19 protein-coding genes and 2 tRNA genes are annotated in these 20899 nt (G+C 64.5%); 12 read left to right on the top strand and 9 right to left on the bottom strand.

Annotation, left to right across the window (positions count from 1 at the left end; genetic code table 11):
• Positions 1–340: 340 nt before the first annotated feature.
• Complete coding sequence (locus tag D2N39_RS14120; protein WP_119135404.1) at positions 341–820, top strand: hypothetical protein; 480 nt, start codon at positions 341–343, stop codon at positions 818–820.
• A gap of 280 nt (positions 821–1100) precedes the next feature.
• Here D2N39_RS14120 and D2N39_RS14115 read toward each other — a convergent pair.
• Positions 1101–1175: transfer RNA gene (locus D2N39_RS14115), tRNA-Gln, on the bottom strand.
• Between the two features lie 141 nt (positions 1176–1316).
• Positions 1317–1391 (bottom strand) — tRNA-Gln (locus tag D2N39_RS14110).
• An 82-nt stretch (positions 1392–1473) separates the two neighbouring features.
• Between D2N39_RS14110 and D2N39_RS14105 the strand changes: the two genes are divergently transcribed.
• From D2N39_RS14105 to D2N39_RS14095, 3 genes are all read left to right on the top strand, one after another.
• The gene (locus D2N39_RS14105; RefSeq protein WP_119135403.1) at positions 1474–2652 is read left to right on the top strand and encodes a BaiN/RdsA family NAD(P)/FAD-dependent oxidoreductase; all 1179 of its coding nucleotides are present in this window, start codon (positions 1474–1476) and stop codon (positions 2650–2652) included.
• A gap of 118 nt (positions 2653–2770) precedes the next feature.
• Positions 2771–3466, top strand: a complete 696-nt coding sequence (gene rpe, locus D2N39_RS14100) for a ribulose-phosphate 3-epimerase (RefSeq protein ID WP_119135402.1) — start codon at positions 2771–2773, stop codon at positions 3464–3466.
• A gap of 79 nt (positions 3467–3545) precedes the next feature.
• Positions 3546–5309, top strand: coding sequence for a SulP family inorganic anion transporter (locus D2N39_RS14095; RefSeq protein ID WP_233557167.1), 1764 nt, complete (start codon positions 3546–3548; stop codon positions 5307–5309).
• Here the strand turns inward: D2N39_RS14095 and D2N39_RS14090 are convergent, their stop codons facing one another.
• Positions 5310–6494 (bottom strand): NAD(P)/FAD-dependent oxidoreductase, encoded by a 1185-nt coding sequence (locus D2N39_RS14090; protein WP_119135401.1) that lies wholly within the window; start codon positions 6492–6494, stop codon positions 5310–5312.
• 211 nt (positions 6495–6705) lie between these two features.
• Between D2N39_RS14090 and D2N39_RS14085 the strand changes: the two genes are divergently transcribed.
• Positions 6706–7482 (top strand): helix-turn-helix transcriptional regulator, encoded by a 777-nt coding sequence (locus D2N39_RS14085; protein WP_147373496.1) that lies wholly within the window; start codon positions 6706–6708, stop codon positions 7480–7482.
• A gap of 4 nt (positions 7483–7486) precedes the next feature.
• Here D2N39_RS14085 and D2N39_RS14080 read toward each other — a convergent pair whose 3' ends face one another.
• The 3 genes from D2N39_RS14080 to rpsB all read right to left on the bottom strand — a co-directional run bounded on the left by D2N39_RS14080 (position 7487) and on the right by rpsB (position 9786).
• Entirely contained in the window at positions 7487–7927 is a 441-nt protein-coding gene (locus D2N39_RS14080; protein ID WP_119135399.1) for a hypothetical protein, read from the bottom strand.
• Between the two features lie 114 nt (positions 7928–8041).
• On the bottom strand, positions 8042–8950 hold the full coding sequence (gene tsf / locus D2N39_RS14075) for a translation elongation factor Ts (protein WP_119135398.1): 909 nt from the start codon (positions 8948–8950) through the stop codon (positions 8042–8044).
• 71 nt (positions 8951–9021) lie between these two features.
• Positions 9022–9786, bottom strand: a complete 765-nt coding sequence (rpsB, locus tag D2N39_RS14070; RefSeq protein ID WP_119135397.1) for a 30S ribosomal protein S2 — start codon at positions 9784–9786, stop codon at positions 9022–9024.
• Positions 9787–10098: 312 nt separating this feature from the next.
• Here rpsB and D2N39_RS14065 point away from each other — a divergent pair, with 312 nt between their 5' ends.
• The 3 genes from D2N39_RS14065 to D2N39_RS14055 all read left to right on the top strand — a co-directional run bounded on the left by D2N39_RS14065 (position 10099) and on the right by D2N39_RS14055 (position 12684).
• Positions 10099–10989 carry a PfkB family carbohydrate kinase gene (locus tag D2N39_RS14065; protein ID WP_119135428.1) on the top strand — a complete coding sequence of 297 codons (891 nt, stop codon included), beginning with the start codon at positions 10099–10101 and terminating at the stop codon, positions 10987–10989.
• Positions 10986–11903, top strand: a complete 918-nt coding sequence (locus tag D2N39_RS14060) for a pseudouridine-5'-phosphate glycosidase (protein WP_199725254.1) — start codon at positions 10986–10988, stop codon at positions 11901–11903. The genes D2N39_RS14065 and D2N39_RS14060 overlap by 4 nt, the downstream gene beginning before the upstream one ends.
• A gap of 64 nt (positions 11904–11967) precedes the next feature.
• Positions 11968–12684 (top strand): DUF502 domain-containing protein, encoded by a 717-nt coding sequence (locus D2N39_RS14055; protein WP_119135396.1) that lies wholly within the window; start codon positions 11968–11970, stop codon positions 12682–12684.
• Here D2N39_RS14055 and D2N39_RS14050 read toward each other — a convergent pair.
• Complete coding sequence (locus tag D2N39_RS14050; protein WP_233557165.1) at positions 12655–13713, bottom strand: patatin-like phospholipase family protein; 1059 nt, start codon at positions 13711–13713, stop codon at positions 12655–12657. The two genes, D2N39_RS14055 and D2N39_RS14050, sit on opposite strands and share 30 nt — an antisense overlap.
• On the bottom strand, positions 13713–14486 hold the full coding sequence (locus D2N39_RS14045; RefSeq protein ID WP_119135395.1) for a 3-hydroxybutyrate dehydrogenase: 774 nt from the start codon (positions 14484–14486) through the stop codon (positions 13713–13715). Before D2N39_RS14045 ends, D2N39_RS14050 begins: the two co-directional genes overlap by 1 nt.
• 314 nt (positions 14487–14800) lie before the next feature.
• Between D2N39_RS14045 and D2N39_RS14040 the strand changes: the two genes are divergently transcribed.
• Positions 14801–16618, top strand: a complete 1818-nt coding sequence (locus D2N39_RS14040) for an extracellular solute-binding protein (RefSeq protein ID WP_119135394.1) — start codon at positions 14801–14803, stop codon at positions 16616–16618.
• Positions 16619–16849: 231 nt separating this feature from the next.
• Here D2N39_RS14040 and D2N39_RS14035 read toward each other — a convergent pair whose 3' ends face one another.
• Positions 16850–17473: a helix-turn-helix domain-containing protein gene (locus D2N39_RS14035; RefSeq protein WP_119135425.1), complete on the bottom strand. Its 624-nt coding sequence runs from the start codon at positions 17471–17473 to the stop codon at positions 16850–16852.
• A 66-nt stretch (positions 17474–17539) separates the two neighbouring features.
• Here D2N39_RS14035 and D2N39_RS14030 point away from each other — a divergent pair, with 66 nt between their 5' ends.
• From D2N39_RS14030 to D2N39_RS14020, 3 genes are read left to right on the top strand one after another with little or no spacing between them, the layout of a single operon-like run.
• Positions 17540–19054, top strand: a complete 1515-nt coding sequence (locus D2N39_RS14030; RefSeq protein WP_119135393.1) for a class I adenylate-forming enzyme family protein — start codon at positions 17540–17542, stop codon at positions 19052–19054.
• A complete protein-coding gene (locus tag D2N39_RS14025) occupies positions 19051–19689 on the top strand; it encodes a DsbA family oxidoreductase (protein WP_119135392.1) in 639 nt (212 codons plus the stop codon). The genes D2N39_RS14030 and D2N39_RS14025 overlap by 4 nt, the downstream gene beginning before the upstream one ends.
• Before the next feature lies 1 nt (position 19690).
• Positions 19691–20887, top strand: a complete 1197-nt coding sequence (locus D2N39_RS14020) for a Bcr/CflA family efflux MFS transporter (RefSeq protein WP_119135391.1) — start codon at positions 19691–19693, stop codon at positions 20885–20887.
• Positions 20888–20899: the final 12 nt, after the last annotated feature.

Below are 20899 nucleotides of genomic sequence, written 5' to 3'. Positions count from 1 at the left end.
CCTGCTCGAGCCGATCGGGAACGTCCCTCCGGCAGAAGCAGAGGCAAACTTCTACGCCGCTCTGGAAACTGAAGACATCGCCGCGTAACTAACCAAAATCAGCCTCCGGCAAACCCGGGGCGGTTCAAACCCCGAAGCTATGCCGCCTTGACCGATGACGAGGTGCACAGGCTGACCGCAGTGGAGGACGGGAAGATTGGCGCTGTCCTGACCACCTGCCTGTTGACCGGGATGCGGGCGGGAGAAGCTGTGGGACTGGTCAGGGAGGATCTGGTCTGGAAGGACAATCTGGGCTGGTTTGCCTGGATCAGGCCGAATGAGGTGCGGAGCCTCAAGACCAATGCGGCGGATCCCCGGTGTCCCGGATGCCTTGCAGCGGGTTATCATCAAAAAACTGGTGCTGACCGCCCTGAATGCCAAAACCCGGAATGCGGCCTTCGCGTCATTCAGGGAGGGTTTCCCAAAGGGTCACTTGGCGAAAAGACTGTCCAATAAGGTGTTGGAAACGCTGCTATTCCGGTTCATCGAGAAGCACCCTCATCTGGAGTGGGCAATTTGCACCGATCAAGGTATCGGGTTGATGAACCTCGATGCGCAGATAGCGGAACTGGTCCTGCGCCACTTTACCAAACTGGGTATCCCGGTGCTGTCGGTGCATGACAGCTTCATCATAGACTACCGAAAGGTGGGTATGCTGAAAGACGTCATGGCGAAAGCATCAAGACAGGTGGCAGGTCAGGCTTTGCCCGTAGAGGGTTATAGACTGGGGTTGGATGAGTGGGATGCCCCGATCTATGTTCTGCAAGACTTCGAGGCTTGACGTGAGACGGAAAGGGTTAGCGGTTATTTTCAGAGAATGAGGAACTGGGAGGAGAAGAAGGGAAAGTTGATCAAACATACTCGAGAAGGGAGGTAGTTCAGTAGTTCTTCTTCTTGAGAAGCATACTGATCTAACTACTCATATACCCAAGAATCCTTTAAATTCCATTAGTTATACCTATTCCCGGGTCAGAGTACTGGGGCAGGTCTTGGGGCATTCTTCAACGCAAGGTAGAAGGTAACTGTCTGGAAAGATTCAAATCACGAGCTATGCGAGTGATTGGCTGGGGTGCTAGGATTCGAACCTAGGTATGGCGGTACCAAAAACCGCTGCCTTACCACTTGGCGACACCCCAACCGTGCGGCGGTGTTTAGTCAAAGCTGCGCGCCCTGACAAGAGGGGCTGACGAGAATTTCGAAATTTTTGTGAAATATTAATGCCTTCCGGGGCAAAGTTTACACTTTGACGGGCAAGGGGACGATATCATGGCAGGACTTGGCTGGGGTGCTAGGATTCGAACCTAGGTATGGCGGTACCAAAAACCGCTGCCTTACCACTTGGCGACACCCCAACCGTGCGGCGGTGTTTAGCCAAGCTTCGCGGAGGGCGCAAGAGGCTTTTGCAGGCTTTCCGACCTGTGCTAAGCCGCCTGCATGACCGAAGTGGATGCAATCATTCTTGGGGCCGGGGCGGCAGGGCTTTTTGCCGGGATCGAGGCGGCACGGCGGGGCCGTCGCGTGCTGGTGGTGGATCATGCGAAGGCTGCGGGCGAGAAGATTCGCATCTCGGGCGGCGGACGCTGCAACTTTACCAATCTCGACATCCGGGCTGAACGCTTTCTGTCGAGAAACCCGCGCTTCGCGCTTTCAGCGCTGAAACGCTATACGCAATGGGATTTCATCGCACGGCTGGATGCGGCAGGAATCGCCTGGCATGAAAAGACGCTGGGGCAATTGTTCTGCGATGGCCCGGCCACGCAGATCGTGGCGCTGCTGACGGCGGATCTGGCGCAGGCGGGCGGCATGCTCTGGCTCGGGACCGAGCTGGGCGCGGTGACGCGGGACGGGCAGGGCTTTCGCGTGGAGACCGCGCGCGGCCCGGTGATGGCGCAAAGCGTGGTGGTGGCGACGGGCGGCAAGTCGATCCCGAAGATGGGCGCGACCAGCTATGGCTATCGCATCGCCGAGAGCTTTGGCCTTGAGTTGGAGGAGACACGCCCGGCGCTGGTGCCGCTGACCTTGGCCGCGCAGGAGCTGGAACGAACGAAGCCGCTGTCCGGCACGGCGGTGACCGGCAGTGCCAGCCATGGCCGCACGCGGTTCGACGAGGCGGTGCTGTTCACGCATCGCGGGCTGTCGGGGCCTGCGATCCTCCAGATCAGTTCCTATTGGCGTGAAGGCGATGCAATCACGCTGGACCTCGCAGGCGGTCAGGATGCCGGTGCGGTGCTACGCGCCCAGCGGCAAAGCGGCGGGCGCATTGCGCTGCGCACGGCGCTGGCGCGCGTGGTGCCGGAAAAGCTCGCGCGGTATCTGGAGGAAGCTTCGGGCCTGACCGGCAATCTGGCCGATCAGTCGAATGCTGCGTTGGATCATTTGGCTGCACTGGTCCATGCGCACCAGATCACGCCGGTCGGCAGTGAAGGCTATCGAACCGCCGAGGTGACGCTGGGCGGTGTCAGCACCGAGATGCTGGATGCCCGCACGATGGAGGCGAAGGCTGTGCCGGGGCTTTATTTCATTGGCGAGGTTGTGGATGTGACCGGCTGGCTGGGCGGCTACAATTTCCAATGGGCGTGGTCATCGGGCTGGGCGGCGGGTCAGGTTATTTAAATCTGATAATGATGATTATGTAATAATAATCCGCATTCAGATACCTGAAACCCCGTAACCCTTGCATTCCGGCCCGCCGGGCGCCAAAGAACGATCAGCAGCCACGAGGACCGCACCCATGACCTTCTCCCGCGCCATCAAGATCGCCCCGTCGATCCTTTCCGCCGATTTCGCCAATTTCGGTGCCGAATGCGAAGCCATCGAGGCGCAAGGCTGCGACTGGGTGCATGTCGATGTGATGGACGGCCACTTCGTTCCGAATCTGACTTTTGGGCCAGCCACTTGTGCGGCGATCCGCAAGCACATCAAGGGCGTGATGGACGTGCATCTGATGATTGCGCCGGTCGATCCCTACATCGACGCTTTCGCCCAGGCCGGTGCCGACGTGCTGACCGCGCATCTTGAGGCCGGGCCGCATATCCACCGCACGCTTCAGGCGATCCGCGCGCATGGCATCAAGGCGGGTCTGGCGCTGAACCCTGCGACCGGGCTCGACAGCCTGCCGTATTTGCTCGACATGGTGGATCTGGTCTGCGTGATGACGGTCAACCCCGGCTTTGGTGGCCAGAAGTTCATTCACAGCCAGGTCGACAAGGTCCGCGCCCTGCGCGCCATGATCGGCGACCGGCCAATCCATATTGAAATCGACGGCGGTGTGACGCCGGAAACCGCGCCTCTGGTGGCGGCTGCCGGGGCCGATGTGCTGGTCGCCGGTTCGGGCGTGTTCAAGGGTGGCTCTGTTGCCAATCCGGCGCCCTATGGCGCGAATATCCAGGCCATCCGTGCCGCGGCAGAGGCTGCCCGGCAGGTCTGATACATATTCAATACTTGCAATGTGATTTTTCCGGGGCTATTCCGGCCTGATCTGCCGTTCCGGCATGACGGAGTCCGCGATGCGCCTGAATCCACGCCGCTATCTGCCGATCCTCGACTGGGGATCGCGCTACAACGCCGAGACGCTGGGCAATGACCTGCTGGCGGCGGTGATCGTGACGATCATGCTGATCCCGCAATCGCTGGCCTATGCGTTGCTGGCCGGGTTGCCGCCCGAGGTCGGGCTTTACGCCTCGATCGCGCCACTGGTGCTTTACGCGCTGTTTGGCACCTCGCGGACGCTGGCGGTTGGCCCGGTGGCTGTTGCGAGCCTGATGACGGCGGCGGCGGTGGCGCCGCTGGCGGCACAAGGCACGCCGGAATATCTTGGCGCGGCGGTGGCGCTGGCGATGATTTCCGGCCTCATGCTCTTGGCGATGGGCGTGCTGCGGCTGGGGTTTCTGGCGAATTTCATCAGCCATCCGGTGATTTCCGGCTTCATCACCGCCTCGGGCATCCTGATCGCCGCCGGGCAACTACCGCAGATCCTTGGCGTTTCGGCACGGGGTGAAACGCTGCCGCATCTGCTGGCCTCGTTGTGGGCAAAACTGGGCGACACCAAACCCGCCGCCATCGTGATCGGCGTCGCGGTCATCGCCTTCCTGTTCTGGAGCCGCACGCGGCTGAAGCCTTTGCTGATCGCGCGCTTCAACCTTGGTGCAAGGCTGGCGGGCGCGCTGTCCCGCGCGGCACCCATTCTGGCGGTGGCGCTGACCATCCTCGCGGTGAAGTTGTTCGGGTTGAACCTGCCGGTGGTGGGCGACATTCCGCGCGGCCTGCCCGTGCCTACCCTGCCCCCGTTCGACCCGGTGCTCTGGTCGCAGATCGCGGTGCCCGCGTTGCTGATCGCACTGGTGGGCTATGTCGAGACGATCTCGGTCGCGCAGACGCTGGCCGCCAAGCGCCGCCAGCGCATCGACCCGGATCAGGAACTGATCGCCCTTGGCGCCGCCAATGTCGGCGCCGCCGTTTCGGGGGGCTTTCCGGTGACGGGTGGTTTCGCGCGCTCGGTCGTCAATTTCGATGCGGGCGCCGAAACCCCGGCGGCGGGCGCCTTCACCGCCGTGGGCATGGCTGCCGCCACGCTGTTCCTGACGCCGCTGCTGGCCGATCTGCCGAAGGCCACGCTGTCGGCGACCATCATCGTCGCGGTGCTGAGCCTCGTCGATCTGGGCGCCCTGCCCCGGACCCTGCGTTACAGCCGCGCCGATTTCGCGGCCATGCTGGCGACCATTCTGGTCACGTTGGTTCTGGGCGTGGAAACCGGCATCAGCGCCGGCGTGGCGCTGTCCCTGGGGCTGCATCTGTGGCGGTCATCGCGCCCGCATGTCGCGGTGGTGGGTCAGGTGCCGGGGACCGAGCATTTCCGCAATATCGACCGGCATAATGTGGTGACGGCGACCGATGTGCTGTCGATCCGCATCGACGAAAGCCTTTACTTCCCGAATGCGCGCTTTCTGGAAGATCGCCTTTTGGCCGAAATCGCCGATAACCCCGGCCTGCGCCATATCGTGCTGATCTGCAATGCGGTGAATGTGATCGACAGTTCGGCGCTGGAAACGCTGGAGGCGCTGAACGCCCGCCTGCGCGACGGCGGCGTGACGCTGCACCTGTCCGAGGTGAAAGGCCCGGTCATGGATCGCCTGTCGCGCAGCCATTTCCTGCACGAGCTCAGCGGCCGGGTCTTCCTGACGCAGTATGACGCGATGGTGGCGCTGGCGCCCGCCCTCACCGCCGAAACCCGCGCGGCGGCGCGGGTGGAAACAGCGAAGGCGGCGCGCTGATCAGACCACCGCGCGTTCGCGGAACGGGCGGTTTTCCAGCATCCGCGCGACCGACAGGTCGCTGAGGTCGATGGTCTGCCAGCCGCCGGTCAGCAGATGTTCGGCGATGCCGCGCCCGACGGCGGGCGATTGTTGCAGTCCGTGACCGGAAAAACCGTTCATCAGGAAGAGGTTCGGCAGTTCCGGGTGCGGCCCGAGAATCGCGTTCTGATCCAGCGTGTTATAGGCGTAATGCCCGACCCAATGGCGCACCACCTTCACCGCGTCGAACCCCGGCGCACGGTTGTAAAGTTGTTCCCAGATCACATCCTCGAACAGGTGCAGGTCAGGGTCGAAATCATCCGGGTCACAAGGGCCATCGTCCTGCGGCACGGTGGCGGTGATCCAGTGTTCATGCTCGGGGCGCAGATAGTAGCCGGCATCCACCAGCAGCGGCGCGTCGGGGTGGCGGGCATTCGGCGCGTCGATCACGAAGACCGTGCGCTTGCGCGGCTCCACCGCCAGATCAAGGCCCGCCCAGCGACAGACCTCGGCCGCGCGGGTGCCGGCGGCATTGATCGCGGCGGCACAGGCGATGGTGCCGCGCTTTTCCAGCGTCACAGCCGTCACCCTTCCGCCTTCCACCGTCAGCCCGGTGGCACGGTCGGTCACGAACTCCGCCCCCTGCGCCTTGGCCGCCGCGCGAAACCCCGCGAGCAGGCCCATATTGTCAAACCACCCCTCGTCCCGGCTGCCGAAGGAGCCTGCGGTGATGTCTTCCACCTGCATCCATGGAAACCGCGTCTGCACAGCTTCGGGTGCCAGCACCTCGGTCGCGGCGCCATGCGCACGCTGCATCGCGGCCACTTCCTCAAGAATGGTGCGACCCTCGGCGCTGTGGCTGAGGAACAGATAGCCGTTTTCCCGCAGACCCAGCGAGCCAACGCCCGCCTCGACCCCCAGGCTTTCGCGGAAATCACGGATGAACCCCACGCCGAAGCGCGAGATTTCCACATTTACCGCCGTAGTGAATTGCTGGCGGACCGAAGCGACCGAAAGCGCGGTCGATGCCTGGGCAAAGCTGGTGTCGCGTTCGGCGACCAGAACCCGCAGACCGGGCTGCATCCTCGTCAGCCAGAAGGCCGCCGAGGCCCCCATGACCGCACCGCCGATGATCACCACATCATACCGTTCCTGCTGTTCCATCACATGACTCCGCGCCGTTTTGCCTCTGCTAACGCAGTCGCCGGGCACCTGCCAGCCCATCCGCGACATGGCTGGTCTACCCGCGCAGAGCCTAAACTTTTGATTGAACGGTCAGTATTCCTCGCAAATATGCCGAACGGCCCGTGGACAGTCCGAGCCGGAACGGGCAGCCTCGGTCAAGGATGACCCCGAGCTTGCAAAGGGCGTGACGGTGACGCGCATACTGGATCTGTTGAACCTGATCGCTTCGGCACGGCAAACGGCCGATGTCTGGTCGATGGCGACCGGGTATTTCGCCGACCTTGGGTTTGCGCGTGTGAACTATGGCTTCAGCCGCTTCCGGCACGGTGCCTCGATGGGGCGGCCCGAGGATATGCTGTTCCTCAGCACTTTTGATCCCGGCTATGGCGAGATGTATTTCGGGGGCGGCTTCTATGCCCGCACGCCGCTCTATCGCTGGGCGCTGGACCATGACGGGCTTTGCACATGGCGTTGGGTAGCCGACCGGCACGCAGCGGGGCAGCTTGCCGCTGAGGAGGCGCAGGCGGTGGCACAGAACGCGGCATTGGGTCTGGTGGCCGGTGTCACCATCAGTTTCCCCGAGGCCAGCCCGCGCCAGAAAGGCGCGCTGGGGCTGGCGGCCGATCCCGGCCTTGACCATGACGATGTGGATGCGCTGATCGCGGGGGAAGGTCCGGCCTTGCAGGCTGTCGCCCATGCCATGCATCTGCGCATCTGCCATCTGCCCTTCACCCCGCAGCGCCGCACCCTGTCGCAGCGCCAGCGCGAGGCGCTTGAATGGGTGGCCGAGGGCAGGACCACGCAAGAGGTGGCGATGTGCATGGGCATCTCGGTTGCCATGGTGGAAAAGCATCTAAGGCTGGCGCGGCAGGCGCTTGATGTCGAAACCACCGCGCAGGCCGTTGCCAAGGGCACCCTGCTGAACGAGATTCTGCACAACCGCCTGCCGCCTCTGGCGGCAGAGTGAACGGTTACGGAAGGACGCTCGTTCCGTAAGACTGGTTCAGGCGTTCGGACGCTTCGGTCATCGCGGCCAGCGGATGCTGCATGAAGCCTGCAAGCCCAGCGCCGGAAAAGGCCACACCGACATCCGTCGCCTTGCGCCCGCGCCGGTCCAGCACGCAGGTCAGAACACCCGTCGCATCGCCGTAGCGGCTGCGGAACCGCACATCCGGCCAGGTGCCGACCACGGCAGTCGATGTGTCAAGGAAGGCACCCATCCGGGTGAGCTGCACCCGGCGCAGGCCTTCATATTGCGGAAAGATCGCTTTCTGGAAGGCCGAGACACAGGCATCGTCGCGTGCCTTCCAGTCGGGGGCACGGAAGCTGTAATCGCGCTTCACCGCGACTGTGTCCGCAACGGCAGAACTGGCACAGAAAGCGGCCGCAAACAGGAGGATGGAAAAGCGCAACGGGAATCTCCGGTCAGGGAATCGCACATACGCAGTATCGTCCCCGGCGCGCCGCTGTCACGGCAAAAGAAAACGGCGCCCGAAGGCGCCGTTTCTGTCGGTCTGGAAACCGGATCAGCCCTGAAGCGCCTTGGCGACTTCGGCGGCGAAATCCTCTTCCTTCTTCTCGATGCCTTCGCCGACGGCGACACGGGCATAGCCGGTGATTTCAACGCCGGCCTCTTTCGCGGCGGCTTCGACCGTCAGGTCGGGGTTGATCACGAAAGCCTGACCCAGCAGCGTGTTCTCGGCGAGGAATTTCTTCATCCGGCCGGGAATGATGTTGTTATGGATCACCTGCTCGGGCTTCGGCTTGGCCGAGGTGGCATTCTCTTCCAGCGCCTTGGCGGTCTGCACAGCCAGTTCACGCTCCACGATCACCGGGTCCAGCGTGGCTTCCGACAGCGACAGCGGCGAGGTGGCGGCGATGTGCATGGCGAATTGCTTGCCGATGGCCTGCGCCTTGGCGGCATCCCCCTTCAGCGCGACCAGCACGCCGATCTTGCCCATGCCCTCGGTCGCGGCATTGTGGACGTAGGAGACGACGGTATCGCCTTCCAGAACGTGCAGACGACGCAGGGTCATGTTCTCGCCGATGCGGGCGATGGCATTGGTCAGCACCTGTTCCACGGTTTCGCCGTTCAGATCGGCGGCTTTCACCACCTCGATCGACTCTCCGGTTTGCAGGGCAACCTTGGTCACTTCGCGCACGAGGTTCTGGAAGTCTTCGTTCTTGGCCACGAAGTCGGTTTCCGAGTTGATCTCGACAGCCACGCCGCGGCCGTCGCTGACGGCGACGCCGATCAGGCCCTCGGCCGCCACGCGGTCAGCCTTCTTGGCGGCTTTCGCCAGGCCCTTGGTGCGCAGCCAGTCCACGGCGGCTTCCATGTCGCCATTGGTCTCGGTCAGCGCCTTCTTGGCATCCATCATGCCCGCGCCGGTCGACTCGCGGAGCTCTTTCACCATCGCTGCGGTGATCGTCATGTGTATTCTCCCAGAAACGGATGATCCCGACGGGCTATGCGCCCGCCGGGTAACGTCTGTGCGACAGAAGCTCAGGCTTCGGCGGCAGCTTCTTCGGCGGGCGCTTCTTCCAGCGCGCCAAGATCGACGCCGGCGGCGCCAAGCTGGGCCGACATGCCGTCAAGGGCCGCACGGGCCATCAGGTCGCAGTAGAGCGAGATCGCGCGGGCGGCGTCGTCGTTGCCCGGAATCACATAGTCCACACCCTTGGGCGAGCAGTTGGTATCCACCACGGCCACGACCGGGATGCCCAGCTTCTGTGCCTCGAGGATCGCCAGATCCTCTTTGCCCACGTCGATGATGAACAGCAGGTCCGGCACGCCGCCCATTTCACGGATGCCGCCCAGCGAAGCCTGAAGCTTGGCCTGCTCGCGTTCCATGTTCAGACGCTCTTTCTTGGTCAGACCTTCCGCGCCGTTGGCCAGCAGCTCGTCGAACTGCTTCAGGCGCTGGATCGACTGCGAAACGGTCTTCCAGTTGGTCAGCGTGCCACCGAGCCAGCGGTGGTTCATGTAGTATTGCGCGCATTTCTCGGCGGCTTCTGCGATCGGCTTCTGGGCCTGACGCTTGGTGCCGACAAAGAGGATGCGGCCGCCCTTGGCCACGGTGTCGCGCACGACTTTCAGAGCCTGGTCCAGCATCGGGACGGTCTGGGTCAGATCGACGATATGGATACCGTTGCGGTCGCCGTAGATGTATTGACCCATCTTCGGGTTCCAGCGTTGGGTCTGGTGGCCGTAGTGAACGCCAGCTTCAAGCAGCTGACGCATGGAAAACTCGGGGAGCGCCATGTCCATGTCCTTTCCGGTTTGCGCCTCGGCGAAGCCTTGAGGGATCTCTCCCAACCGGCGGACCCGCGGGGATGTCTCCCCCGAAAGCCCAAGCCTCGCCTGTGAAGTGCGCCGCCTTTAGCGCCTGTGCCGGGGGATTGCAACCCCCTGCCCGGCTTTCGCGCCCGCCGGCATCTGCCGAATGCCTCTGGCGAGGATATTTGGACCTTTATAAAAAAGGGACAATGGTCGCTGCCCCCGCCTTGGTTCAAATACACCCGCCAGAGGCTCCCGCAAGCGTCACTTGCGCAAAGGTCGGGCATGGGCGACAAGGCGGACATGACACCAGACATCCTTTGCATCGGTTCTGTCCTGTGGGACATCATCGGCCGCTCGCCCGCTGTCATGCGGGTGGGTTCGGACGTGCCGGGCCGCATCACCCGGCTGCCGGGTGGCGTGGCCATGAACATCGCCATGACGCTGCGGCGTTTCGGGTTGGTGCCGGGTCTGATCACTGCCATTGGCCGCGATGCCGAGGGCGAGGAGCTGGTGGCGGCCTGTGCCCGGATGGGCATGGTGACCGATCACATCTACCGCTCCGAGGATCTGCCGACCGACCGCTATATGGCGGTCGAGGGCGCGAACGGGCTGGTGGCGGCGATTGCCGATGCGCATTCGCTGGAGGCGGCGGGTGACAAGATCCTGCGGCCGCTTTCGGACGGGCGCCTGGGCAGTGCAGCCACGCCCTGGGCCGGGCCGATCGCGCTGGACGGCAACCTGACCGAGGCGCTGCTTTCCGAAATCGCTGCCTCGCCGCTGTTCGCCGGAGCCGATCTGCGGGTCGCCCCCGCCAGCCCCGGCAAGGCGGAACGTCTGCGCCCGCTGATGGCGCATCCGCGCGCGACGCTTTACGTCAATCTGGAGGAAGCGGGCCTGCTTTGCGCCGCCGAATTTGCCACCGCCCCCGCTGCGGCCGAAGGCTTGCTGGCCCGCGGCGCGCATCGGGTGCTGGTCACCGATGGCGGGCGACCTTGTGCCGAGGGCACGCAGGGCGCTGGTGTCATCTCGGATCGCCCGCCCGAGGTGCTGGTGACCCGGATCACCGGCGCGGGCGACACCTTCATGGCCGCGCATATCGTGGCCGAACAGCGCGACGCCAGCCGTGAACAGGCGCTGGCCGCCGCCCTGCGCGCCGCCGCCACCTATGTATCAGGAGAGATCGGATCGTGACCCTTCCGCTGACATTCACCCCCGAGGTCCGGGCCGCGCTGGACGAGGGTCGTCCCGTCGTGGCGCTGGAATCCACCATCATCACCCATGGCATGCCCTTCCCGCAGAATGTGGAGGCCGCCCGCGCGGTGGAGGCCGAGGTGCGCGCCCATGGTGCCGTGCCCGCCACCATTGCGGTGATGGACGGGCGCATCCACATCGGGCTGTCTGATGCGGCGCTGGATGCGCTGGGGCAAGCTCAGGGCGTCATGAAGCTCAGCCGCGCCGATCTGGCGGCCTGTCTGGCCATGGGGCGCATGGGGGCAACCACAGTGGCCGCGACCATGATCTGCGCCGCGCTGGCGGGGATCGAGGTCTTTGCCACCGGCGGTATCGGCGGCGTGCATCGCGGCGCCGAAACCAGCTTCGACATTTCCGCCGATCTGCCGGAATTCGCGCTGACGGCCGTGACAGTGGTCGCCGCCGGGGCCAAGGCCATTCTGGATCTGCCGAAGACGCTGGAAGTTCTGGAAACCCAGGGCGTGCCGGTCATCGCCTATGGTCAGGATGCCTTCCCCGCCTTCTGGTCGCGCGATTCCGGCCTGCGCGCACCCTTGCGGATGGACAGCGCGGCCCAGATCGCGGCGGCGCAGGTGATGCGCGGTCAACTGGGCTTGCCCGGCGGGCAACTGGTGGCCAACCCGATCCCGGCCGAGGCCGAAATTCCGCTGGACGAGATCGGCCCCGCCATCGAAACCGCGCTGGCCGAGGCCGAGGCGCAGGGTATCGCTGCGAAAGAAGTTACGCCCTTCCTGCTGGATCGCATCTTCGCGCTGACCGGGGGCCGTTCGCTGGATGCCAATATCGCCCTTGTTCTGAACAATGCGCGGCTGGCCGCGCAGATCGCGGGCGAAATTGTCAGCCTGCGGGCGTAACCCGAAGGCCAACCGTTGAAACCGCCGCGCGGGCCGCCCTAGGCTTGCACGGCAGGAGTGCCCGATGACCCCCGATCAGCCCACCGAACCGCCGCGCCGCCGCAGCCTGTTTGCCGGACTTCGGGCCAGCTTCCTGACCGGGCTGGTCGTGGTTCTGCCCATCGGGCTGACCATCTATCTAGTCTATGCGGTGATTGGCTGGATCGACAGCTGGATCATCCCGCTGATCCCGCACAACTGGCGCCCCGAGGCGCTGATGGGCTATTATTTCGGCCCCGGCATGGCCTATCCGGTGCGCGGCGTCGGCGTGGTGGTGTTTCTTCTGTTCACCATCTTTGCGGGCTGGGTTGCCAAGGGCCTGATCGGCCGCACCCTGCTGGCCCGGACCGAGGCGCTGGTAGACCGGATGCCGGTCGTCCGGTCGGTCTATGGCGGGTTCAAGCAGGTCACGGAAACCTTCTTCGCCAAATCCGAACGCAGCTTTGATCGCACCTGTCTGGTGGAATTTCCGCGCCCCGGTTGCTGGGCGGTGGGATTCGTCGCCACCACGGCCAAGGGCGAGATCGCCGCGAAACTGCCGACAGACCGGCCAATGATCGCAGTCTTCGTCGCGCTGACGCCCTTCACCTCCGGCATCCTGCTGTATGTGCCCGAGGAAGATGTGATCCTCTTGGACATGAAGGCCGACGAGGCGGTCAAGCTTATCGTCTCGGCCGGGCTGGTGGCGCCGAATGCGAAGGACCTGCGCGCCCTAGCCGAAAAGGCCGCGCAGGTCGATTGAGCTTTCGCGCCCGATGCTGGCCTTGTGCCGGTGCAGAAAACTGGCGCCCGCCTTGCGTCCCGCCGCCTTCAGCCGGGCCAGAAACGCCGGATCGGGGCTGAGCTTGCTGCCGGCGTCCAGCTCGTTCATCAGCTTTTCATCTGACACCAGATGCAGGTTGATGTCCTTCATCGCGCCCTTCGGCATCCGCCCTTCGGCAATCAGCCGCTTCACGAAAGCGACCGCGCGCAATTCGCCCAGCAGCGCTGCGTTGAAGCTGACCTCATTGATACGGTCCTGAATTTCCACCGGCGTCATCGGGATCGCCTCGCGCCGCAGCGGATTGATGGCAATAACCAGAATATCGTCAGGAAGATGCGGCAGATACAGCGGGAACAGCGCCGGATTTCCGGTGAAACCGCCATCCCAGAACACCTCCATCTTGCCGGTCGCGGGGTCTTCCAGCTCGATCGCCTGAAAGGCCGTGGGCAGGCAGGCCGAGGCGAGCAGGGTGGCCGGCGAAATCTCGGCCCCTGAAAACACCCGGATCTTGCCGCTGCGCACATTGGTGGCGCTGACGAACAGGTCAGGCCCCGCCGTGGAACAGACATGGGTGAAATCGAAGCGTGAAACCACCTCGTGCAAGGGGTTCTGCCAGAACGGGCCCCACGAATAGGGGCTGAAGATCTGCGCCGCGATCCCTGCGGGCGAGACCGGCACCGCCGCCGCGGCGACCTCGGCCATGGCGGTGGCCATGGGGAAGGCCGCGGTGACCCAGCGCGCGATGCGCAGGTTGCCCAACTGGCCCACATCGGTCCACAGCCGGTCAAGGCTTTCGCGCGCAGCCTGCGGCCCGCCCTGCAACAGCCCCATCTTCAGCGCGGCCGCATTCAGCGCCCCCGCCGACGTGCCGGTGATGCCGGCGATTTCAATGTCCGGGTCTTCCAGCAGCCGGTCGAGCACCCCCCAGGTGAAGGCGCCATGCGCGCCCCCGCCCTGCAAGGCCAGATTGAGCCGCAGCTTGCCGCTGCCACCCGCCATATCGCGCATCACATCGCGGTCCAGCCACCATCGACGCTGATCGTCGTCCCGGTGATCTGGTTCGCCGCGGCACTGGACAGAAAGACCACAGTGCCGCCGATTTCTTCAACCGTTGCGAACTGGCGCGAGGGCTGACGATCGAGCATGACCTCACGGATGACCGTTTCGCGGTCCATATTGTGCACCTTCATCTGGTCGGGAATCTGCGCCTCGACCAGCGGGGTCAGCACATAGCCGGGGCAGATCGCGTTGCAGGTGATCCCCTGCCCGGCAGTTTCCAGCGCAACAGTCTTGGTCAGCCCCACGATGCCATGCTTGGCCGCGACATAGGCCGATTTGAACGGCGAGGCAGTCAGCCCATGCGCCGAGGCGATGTTGACCACCCGCCCCCAGCCAGCCTTGCGCATCCCCGGCAGCGCGGCGGCCGTGGTATGGAAGGCCGACGACAGATTGATGGCGATGATCGCATTCCACTTCTCGATCGGGAAATCCTCGATGGGCGAAACGAACTGGATACCCGCATTGTTCACGAGGATGTCACAACCGCCCGCCTTCTCGATCAGGCCACGGCAATCCTCGGCTTTCGACATGTCGGCGGCGATATAGGTCGCCTTGACCCCGTGATCGGCCCCGATTTTCGCAGCCAGCGCGTGATCCTCGTCGCGGTCGGTGAAGCTGTTGATCACCACATCCGCCCCGGCCTTCGCCAGTTCGATGGCGGCGCCAAGACCGATACCGGAGTTCGATCCGGTGATGACCGCACGTTTACCCTTCAGCGTCATGTCGCTTCTCCTGTACTGGATATGCGGTCACCATAGGGGTTTGTTGTAACACCGCCAGCACTTTCGTGCCGCATTGCAGCGCAGTCCCGGTATCGTGAAAACCGGGAAATCACAGGTGAAAACCAAAAAAAACGCCGGCACGAAGCCGGCGTTAAGTCTTTGAGGCAGGTTTCATACAGGCAAGAAACCTATCGAGCAGTGAGTTCTTTATACCGCGTGGCGCGGTGCAGTCCAAGTTAAAAGTTTGAAAATCCACGATTGCCGGAATAGTGTCCGCGCCAAGAAAAACAGGGCTGCGAAGGATTGTCGCCGGAATGAGACAGGTTTTTTTCGGGAAATTTCGCGTGATCGCCCTGCTGGCCGGGGCGATTCTCGCTGCGGCGCCAGCCATGGGCGACTCAGCCGCGCATGGCATTGCTATGTATGGTGACCCGGCCTTGCCACCGGATTTTGTGTCCCTGCCCTATGCCAACCCCGATGCCCCCAAGGGGGGCCGCGTCACACTGGGGGAAAACGGCGGGTTCGACAGTCTCAACCCATTCATCCTGAAGGGCGTCGCACCGCGCTATGTGGCGCTCTACATGACCGAAACGCTGATGGCGCGCAGCTTTGACGAACCCTTCACACTTTACGGCCTGCTGGCCGAATCTGTGACCACTGATTCGAGCCGCAGCTATGTCGAATTCACCCTGCGCGCGGAGGCACGGTTCTCGGACGGCAGCCCGGTCACGCCGGACGACGTGCTGTGGTCTTTCGAGACATTGGGCACCAAGGGACACCCGAAATACGCGAATGCCTGGGCGGCTGTGTCGAAGGCCGAGATCACCGGCCAGCGCAGCATCCGCTTCACCTTTTCAAGCCCCAACCGCGAACTGCCGCTTCTTCTGGGTCTGCGCCCGGTGCTGAAGAAGGCGCAATGGGAGGGCAAGGATTTCACCGCCTCCACGCTGGAGGCGCCGATTGGTTCGGGCCCCTATGTCGTCGCGGGCCTGGAGCCGGGGCGCTATCTCTCGCTCCGTCGGAATCCTGACTGGTGGGGAAAGGATCTGCCGGTCAATCGCGGGCGGCAGAATTTTGATGAAATCCGGGTCGAATATTTCTCGCTCGACACCGCACAGTTCGAGGCGTTCAAGGCGGGCGAGCTGTCGCTTTACCGCGAAACCAATCCGGTGAAATGGCTGCGCAACTTCGATTTCCCGGCGGTGTCCCGCGGCGACGTGGTTAAGGACGAGATCGCGCATGGCCGTCCCTCGGGGATCGAGGGGTTCGCCTTCAACACCCGTCGCCCGCTGTTCGCCGACTGGCGCGTGCGCGAGGCGCTGATCCTTGCCTTTGACTTTGAACAGGCCAACACGGTGCTGAACGACGGCAGCCTGCCGCGCATCGCCTCGTATTTCTCCAACTCACCTTTGGGCATGCTGCCCGACACCCCTGCTGAAGGGCGCGAGCGTGCGCTGCTGGAGCCGTTCACCGGTGATCTGTTGCCCGGCGCGCTGGAGGGCTACAGCCTGCCCAAGGGCGACGGCAGCGGCGCCAACCGCAGGAACCTGCGCGCGGCGACGAAACTGCTGGCCGAGGCGGGCTGGACTGTGCAGGACGGCACGCTGCGCAATGCCGAAGGCGCCCCATTCACCTTCGAAATCCTGCTGACCAATGGCCAGCTCGACATGATCGGTGCGGCGACTATCTATATCGAGGCGCTGAAGCGGCTGGGCATCAAGGCGCATGTGACCACGGTGGACAATGCGCAATATGTCGAACGCACGAATGCCTTCAACTTCGACATGACGCATTTCATCCGCGCGCTGTCGCTCAGCCCCGGAACGGAGCAGCGGCTTTACTGGGGTTCGGCCGCCGCTGCCGTGCCCGGTTCGCGCAACTGGCCGGGTATCGCCTCGCCTGCCGTGGACGCGATGATCGACGACATGCTGACCACCGATGATCCGGAGGAATTCACCGCCGCAACACGCGCACTTGATCGTGTGCTCACGACGGGTAGATATGTCCTGCCGCTGTGGTATTCTCCGGTCGCGCGTGTCGCCCATGACCGCCGCATCACCCGGCCCGATCCCATGCCGCTTTATGGCGACTGGCCCGAGGTGACGCCGGATGTCTGGTGGATGGCACCGTAAACAAGAAGAACGAAGAAACCGAGGCAGAGTAGAATGAAGATCTGGAAACTGGCAGCGGTCATCGCACTGGCCGTTCTGGCGGGTTGCAATACCGTCGATGGCATCGGCCGCGACATTTCGGGCGGGGCGAACCGGGTGGCGGGCTGGTTCTGATCTGACCGGCCCAATGCGTGAAACATGCGTGGGGGCGGCATGTCACATGCCGTCCTGCTTATGCTGACTGAATGCAGGTCATCCCAGCGAGGTGACCCAGAGGATCGTCGCATCCTCCTCGCTGAGCGAGATTACGTTATGGCCCATCGTCGCATCGTAATAGGCGCTGTCACCACGGCGCAGATCCACGGGTTCGTAGAATTCGGAATAGAGCCGCACGATCCCGGTGAGGACATACAGGAATTCCTCACCGTCATGGCGCACCCAGCCATCGAATTCCTCGGCGCTGCGGGCGCGGATCGTGGCGCGGTAAGGCAGCATCTGCTTGCCCTTCAATGGCCCGGCCAGCAATTCGTGCTCATAGGTCGTGGTGGCATGGGCCTGCCCCTCGCCCGCCTTGGTCACGGCCAGACGCCCGTTGACCTGTGCCCGTGCAGGCGGGGTAAAGAGTTGCGGCACTGAAATCGCCAGCCCCCCGGCCAGCTTCTTCAGTGCCTCATAGGTGGGCGACATCTGGCCGTTCTCGATCTTGGAAAGCGTCGAGCGCGCCAGCCCGGCCCGTTCCGCCGCCTGTTCCAGCGTCCAGCCCTTCGCCTTGCGCAACTCCCGCACACGGGTGCCAAGGTCCAGCGGCTCGACAATCGTTTCCGCGCCGCTTTCGCGGGCGATACGGATCAGCGAAGGGGGTTCGTTCCTGCTCATGGTCATGTGCATTACGGCAGGGCGCCACGTCTTGCAACGTGCTCGCACCGGGAATAGCAAGGCGGCATGTTGTCCCTTACCGATCCCGGCGCGCGGCCTGCCGTTCCGGCCGCGTTCAATCTGGCAGCCTACGTCCTTGCCGCAGGCGCCGCCACGCCCGACAAGCCCGCGCTTCAGATCCTCCGCCCGACCGGCGCGGAACGCTGGAGCTATGGGCGCCTGATCGCCGCCATCCGGGGCGCCGCCACCGGCCTGCTGGCCGAAGGGGCGCAACCGGGCGACCGGGTGCTGCTGCGGCTGGGCAATGAACCGGCCTTCGCCGTGGCTTTCCTTGGGGCCATTGCCGCCGGTCTGGTGCCGGTGCCGACCTCGGCGCAGTTGACGGGACCCGAGATTACCGCGATGGCCGTCCGCCTGTCACCGCGTCTGGTGATCGCGGGCGAAGGCGTCGCCCTGCCCGACCTGTCCGATGTTCCGCTGCTGCCTGCCGCGCGGCTGGCCGCCATGGCCGACCTGCCGCCTGCCGACTGGCATATCGGGGCTGCGGACCGGCCCGCCTATATCGTCTTTACCTCTGGCACCTCGGGGCGTCCGCAGGCGGTGGTGCATGCGCATCGCGCCATCCTTGGCCGCGCACTGATGCACCGCGGATGGGAGGGGCTTGGCCCTGACGACCGCCTGCTGCATGCCGGCGCTTTCAACTGGACCTATACTTTGGGCACCGGGTTGATGGACCCGTGGACCCTGGGTGCCACCGCGCTGATCCCCGGCGCCGGTGTCACGCCCGCACAACTGCCGCTGCTGTTGAAGCGCTTTGATGCCACGATCTTCGCCGCCGCTCCCGGAGTGATCCGCCAGATGCTGCGTGGCACCCTGCCCGCCTTGCCACGCCTGCGCCATGGCCTCAGCGCCGGGGAAACCCTGATCCCCGCGTTGCGCAGCCAGTGGCAGGCCGCCACCGGCACCGACCTGCACGAGGCGCTGGGCATGTCGGAATGTTCCACCTTCATCTCGGGCAGTCCCGACCGTCCGGCGCCCGAGGGCAGCGCAGGTTTCCCGCAGGCCGGGCGCCGCATCGCGGTGTTGGGAGACGCTGGCCCGGTGCCGCGTGGCACGCCCGGCACGCTGGCGGTGGGGGCGGATGATCCGGGCCTCATGCTCGGCTATCTGGATGCGCCCGAGGCGACCGAGGCGCGGTTCCGTGACGGCTGGTTCCTGACCGGCGATCAGGTCTGCATGCGCGAGGATGGCGCCATTACCTATCTGGGCCGCGACGACGACCAGATGAATCCCGGCGGCTATCGCGTCTCCCCCATGGAGATCGAAGCCGCGCTGGCGCATCTGCCGGGCGTCGAGGATCTGGCGGTGACCGAGGTCGAGGTCTCGCCCGGCAACCGCGTCATCGCCGCCTTCTACACCGGCCCAGCCCCGCTGGACCCCGCGCCGCTGGAGGCCGCCGCCGTCGCGTCGCTTGCCCGTTACAAGCAGCCGCGTATCTGGCAGCAGGTCGCCGCCCTTCCCCGCAACCCCAACGGCAAGCTGAACCGCCGTGCGCTTGCCGCGCTCTGGACCCCGCAATGATCCGTCTCGATGTCTTCGCCGATCCCGTTTGCCCCTGGTGCTATCTGGGCAAGGCCCAGCTTGACCGCGCGCTGGAGGCCAATCCCGACCATCCGTTCACATTGGAATGGCACCCCTTCCAACTAAATCCCGGCCTGCCCGCCGAAGGGGTGGACCGTGCCGATTACATGCTGCGCATCTTTGGCACGCAGGAACGCGCGGTGCAGGCGCATCTGCGGCTGGAGGATCTGGGCCGCGAGGCCGGGGTGAATTTCGACTTTGCCGCCATCACCCGCGTGCCCAATACGCTGGATGCCCACCGCCTGATGCACTGGGCCGGGCTGGAGGGGCGGCAGGGTGCCGTCATCTCGGCCCTGTTCCGCGCCTATTGGCGCGAGGGGCGCGACATCGGCGACCGTGTGGTTCTGGCCGATCTGGCCGCAGGCGCCGGGATGGATCGCGCCATGGTCACCCGCCTGCTGGACAGCGATGCCGACCGGGACACCGTGCTGGCAAGGGACGCCCATGCCCGCGAACGCGGGGTGAGCGCGGTGCCCACCTTCATCATTGCCGATACCTATGTGGTGTCGGGCGCGCAGAAACCCGAATTCTGGGCCGATGTGATCCGCGACATCGCGGCGAAAGGAGACGAGTGACATGGTAACCCGCAGGCTGTCGCAACCCGAATTCATCGCCATGATCGCGTTCCTTTTCGCGCTCATCGCCTTTTCCATCGACGCCATGCTGCCTGCGCTGCCGGAAATCGCGCTAGAACTGACGCCCGAGGCCACCAACCGCGCGCAGCTGATCGTGACCAGCTTCGTTCTCGGCATGGGGCTGGGCACCTTCTTTGCCGGGCCGCTGTCGGACAGTCTGGGACGCAAGCGCGTCATCCTCGGGGGCGGTGCGATCTATGCGGTGGCAGCCGTCGTCGCGCATTTCGCCCCGACGCTGGAAACCGTGCTGGCGGCGCGTGTGGTGCAAGGGATCGGTGCCGCCGGGCCGCGTGTCGTGTCGCTGGCGCTGGTGCGCGACCTTTACAAGGGGCGCGAGATGGCGCGGATCGTCAGCTTCGCAATGATGATCTTCACCCTCGTCCCCGCCGTGGCGCCGCTGATCGGCAGTTTCATCATCGCAGGCTTCGGCTGGCGCGCGATCTTCCTTGGCTTCCTGTGCTTCGCGGCGGTGCCCCTTCTGTGGCTGACCCTGCGCCAGCCCGAGACACTGCCGCCCGAGGCACGGCGCCCGCTGAACCTGCCCGCCCTGATGCAGGCGCTGCGCGAGGTGCTGACCAACCGTGTCGTGGTGATCGCGATGCTGGCGCAGACCTTCTGCTTTGCCGCCCTGTTCGGCACCCTGTCCTCGACCCAGCAGATCTTCGACACGACCTTCAGTCGCGCCGACAGCTTCCCCTTCTGGTTCGCGCTCATTGCCATTCTGTCGGGCAGCGCCAGCGTCATCAATGCGACCCTCGTGGTGCGGCTGGGCATGCGGCTGCTGATCAGCGCAACACTGGGCGTTCAGGTGCTGCTGTCACTGTGCTTCGCCCTGATCGCGGCCAGCGGGGCCTTGCCCGAGGCCATCTACTTCGGGGTCTATGTCTTCTGGACGGTCACGGTCTTCATGGTGGCCGGTCTCACGCTGGGCAATCTCAACGCGCTGGCACTGGAGCCTGTGGGCCATATCGCCGGGATGGCGGCCTCTGTCACCGGCTCGCTGGCCACGGTGGTCGCGGTGGCGATCGCCGCACCGCTGGGATTGGCCTTTGACGGCACGCCGGTTCCGCTTGCAATCGGCGTCTGCGTGCTGACGGCGGTCGGTTTCGCCCTTATGAAAATCATGCCGGGCCGCTGATCGCGGCCCGCA

Source organism: Gemmobacter lutimaris (assembly GCF_003570715.1).
In the GTDB taxonomy this organism is placed as follows: Bacteria; Pseudomonadota; Alphaproteobacteria; order Rhodobacterales; family Rhodobacteraceae; genus Gemmobacter; species Gemmobacter lutimaris.
Note: the sequence above shows the minus strand (reverse complement) of the source record. Positions and strands in the feature narration are given on the sequence as shown.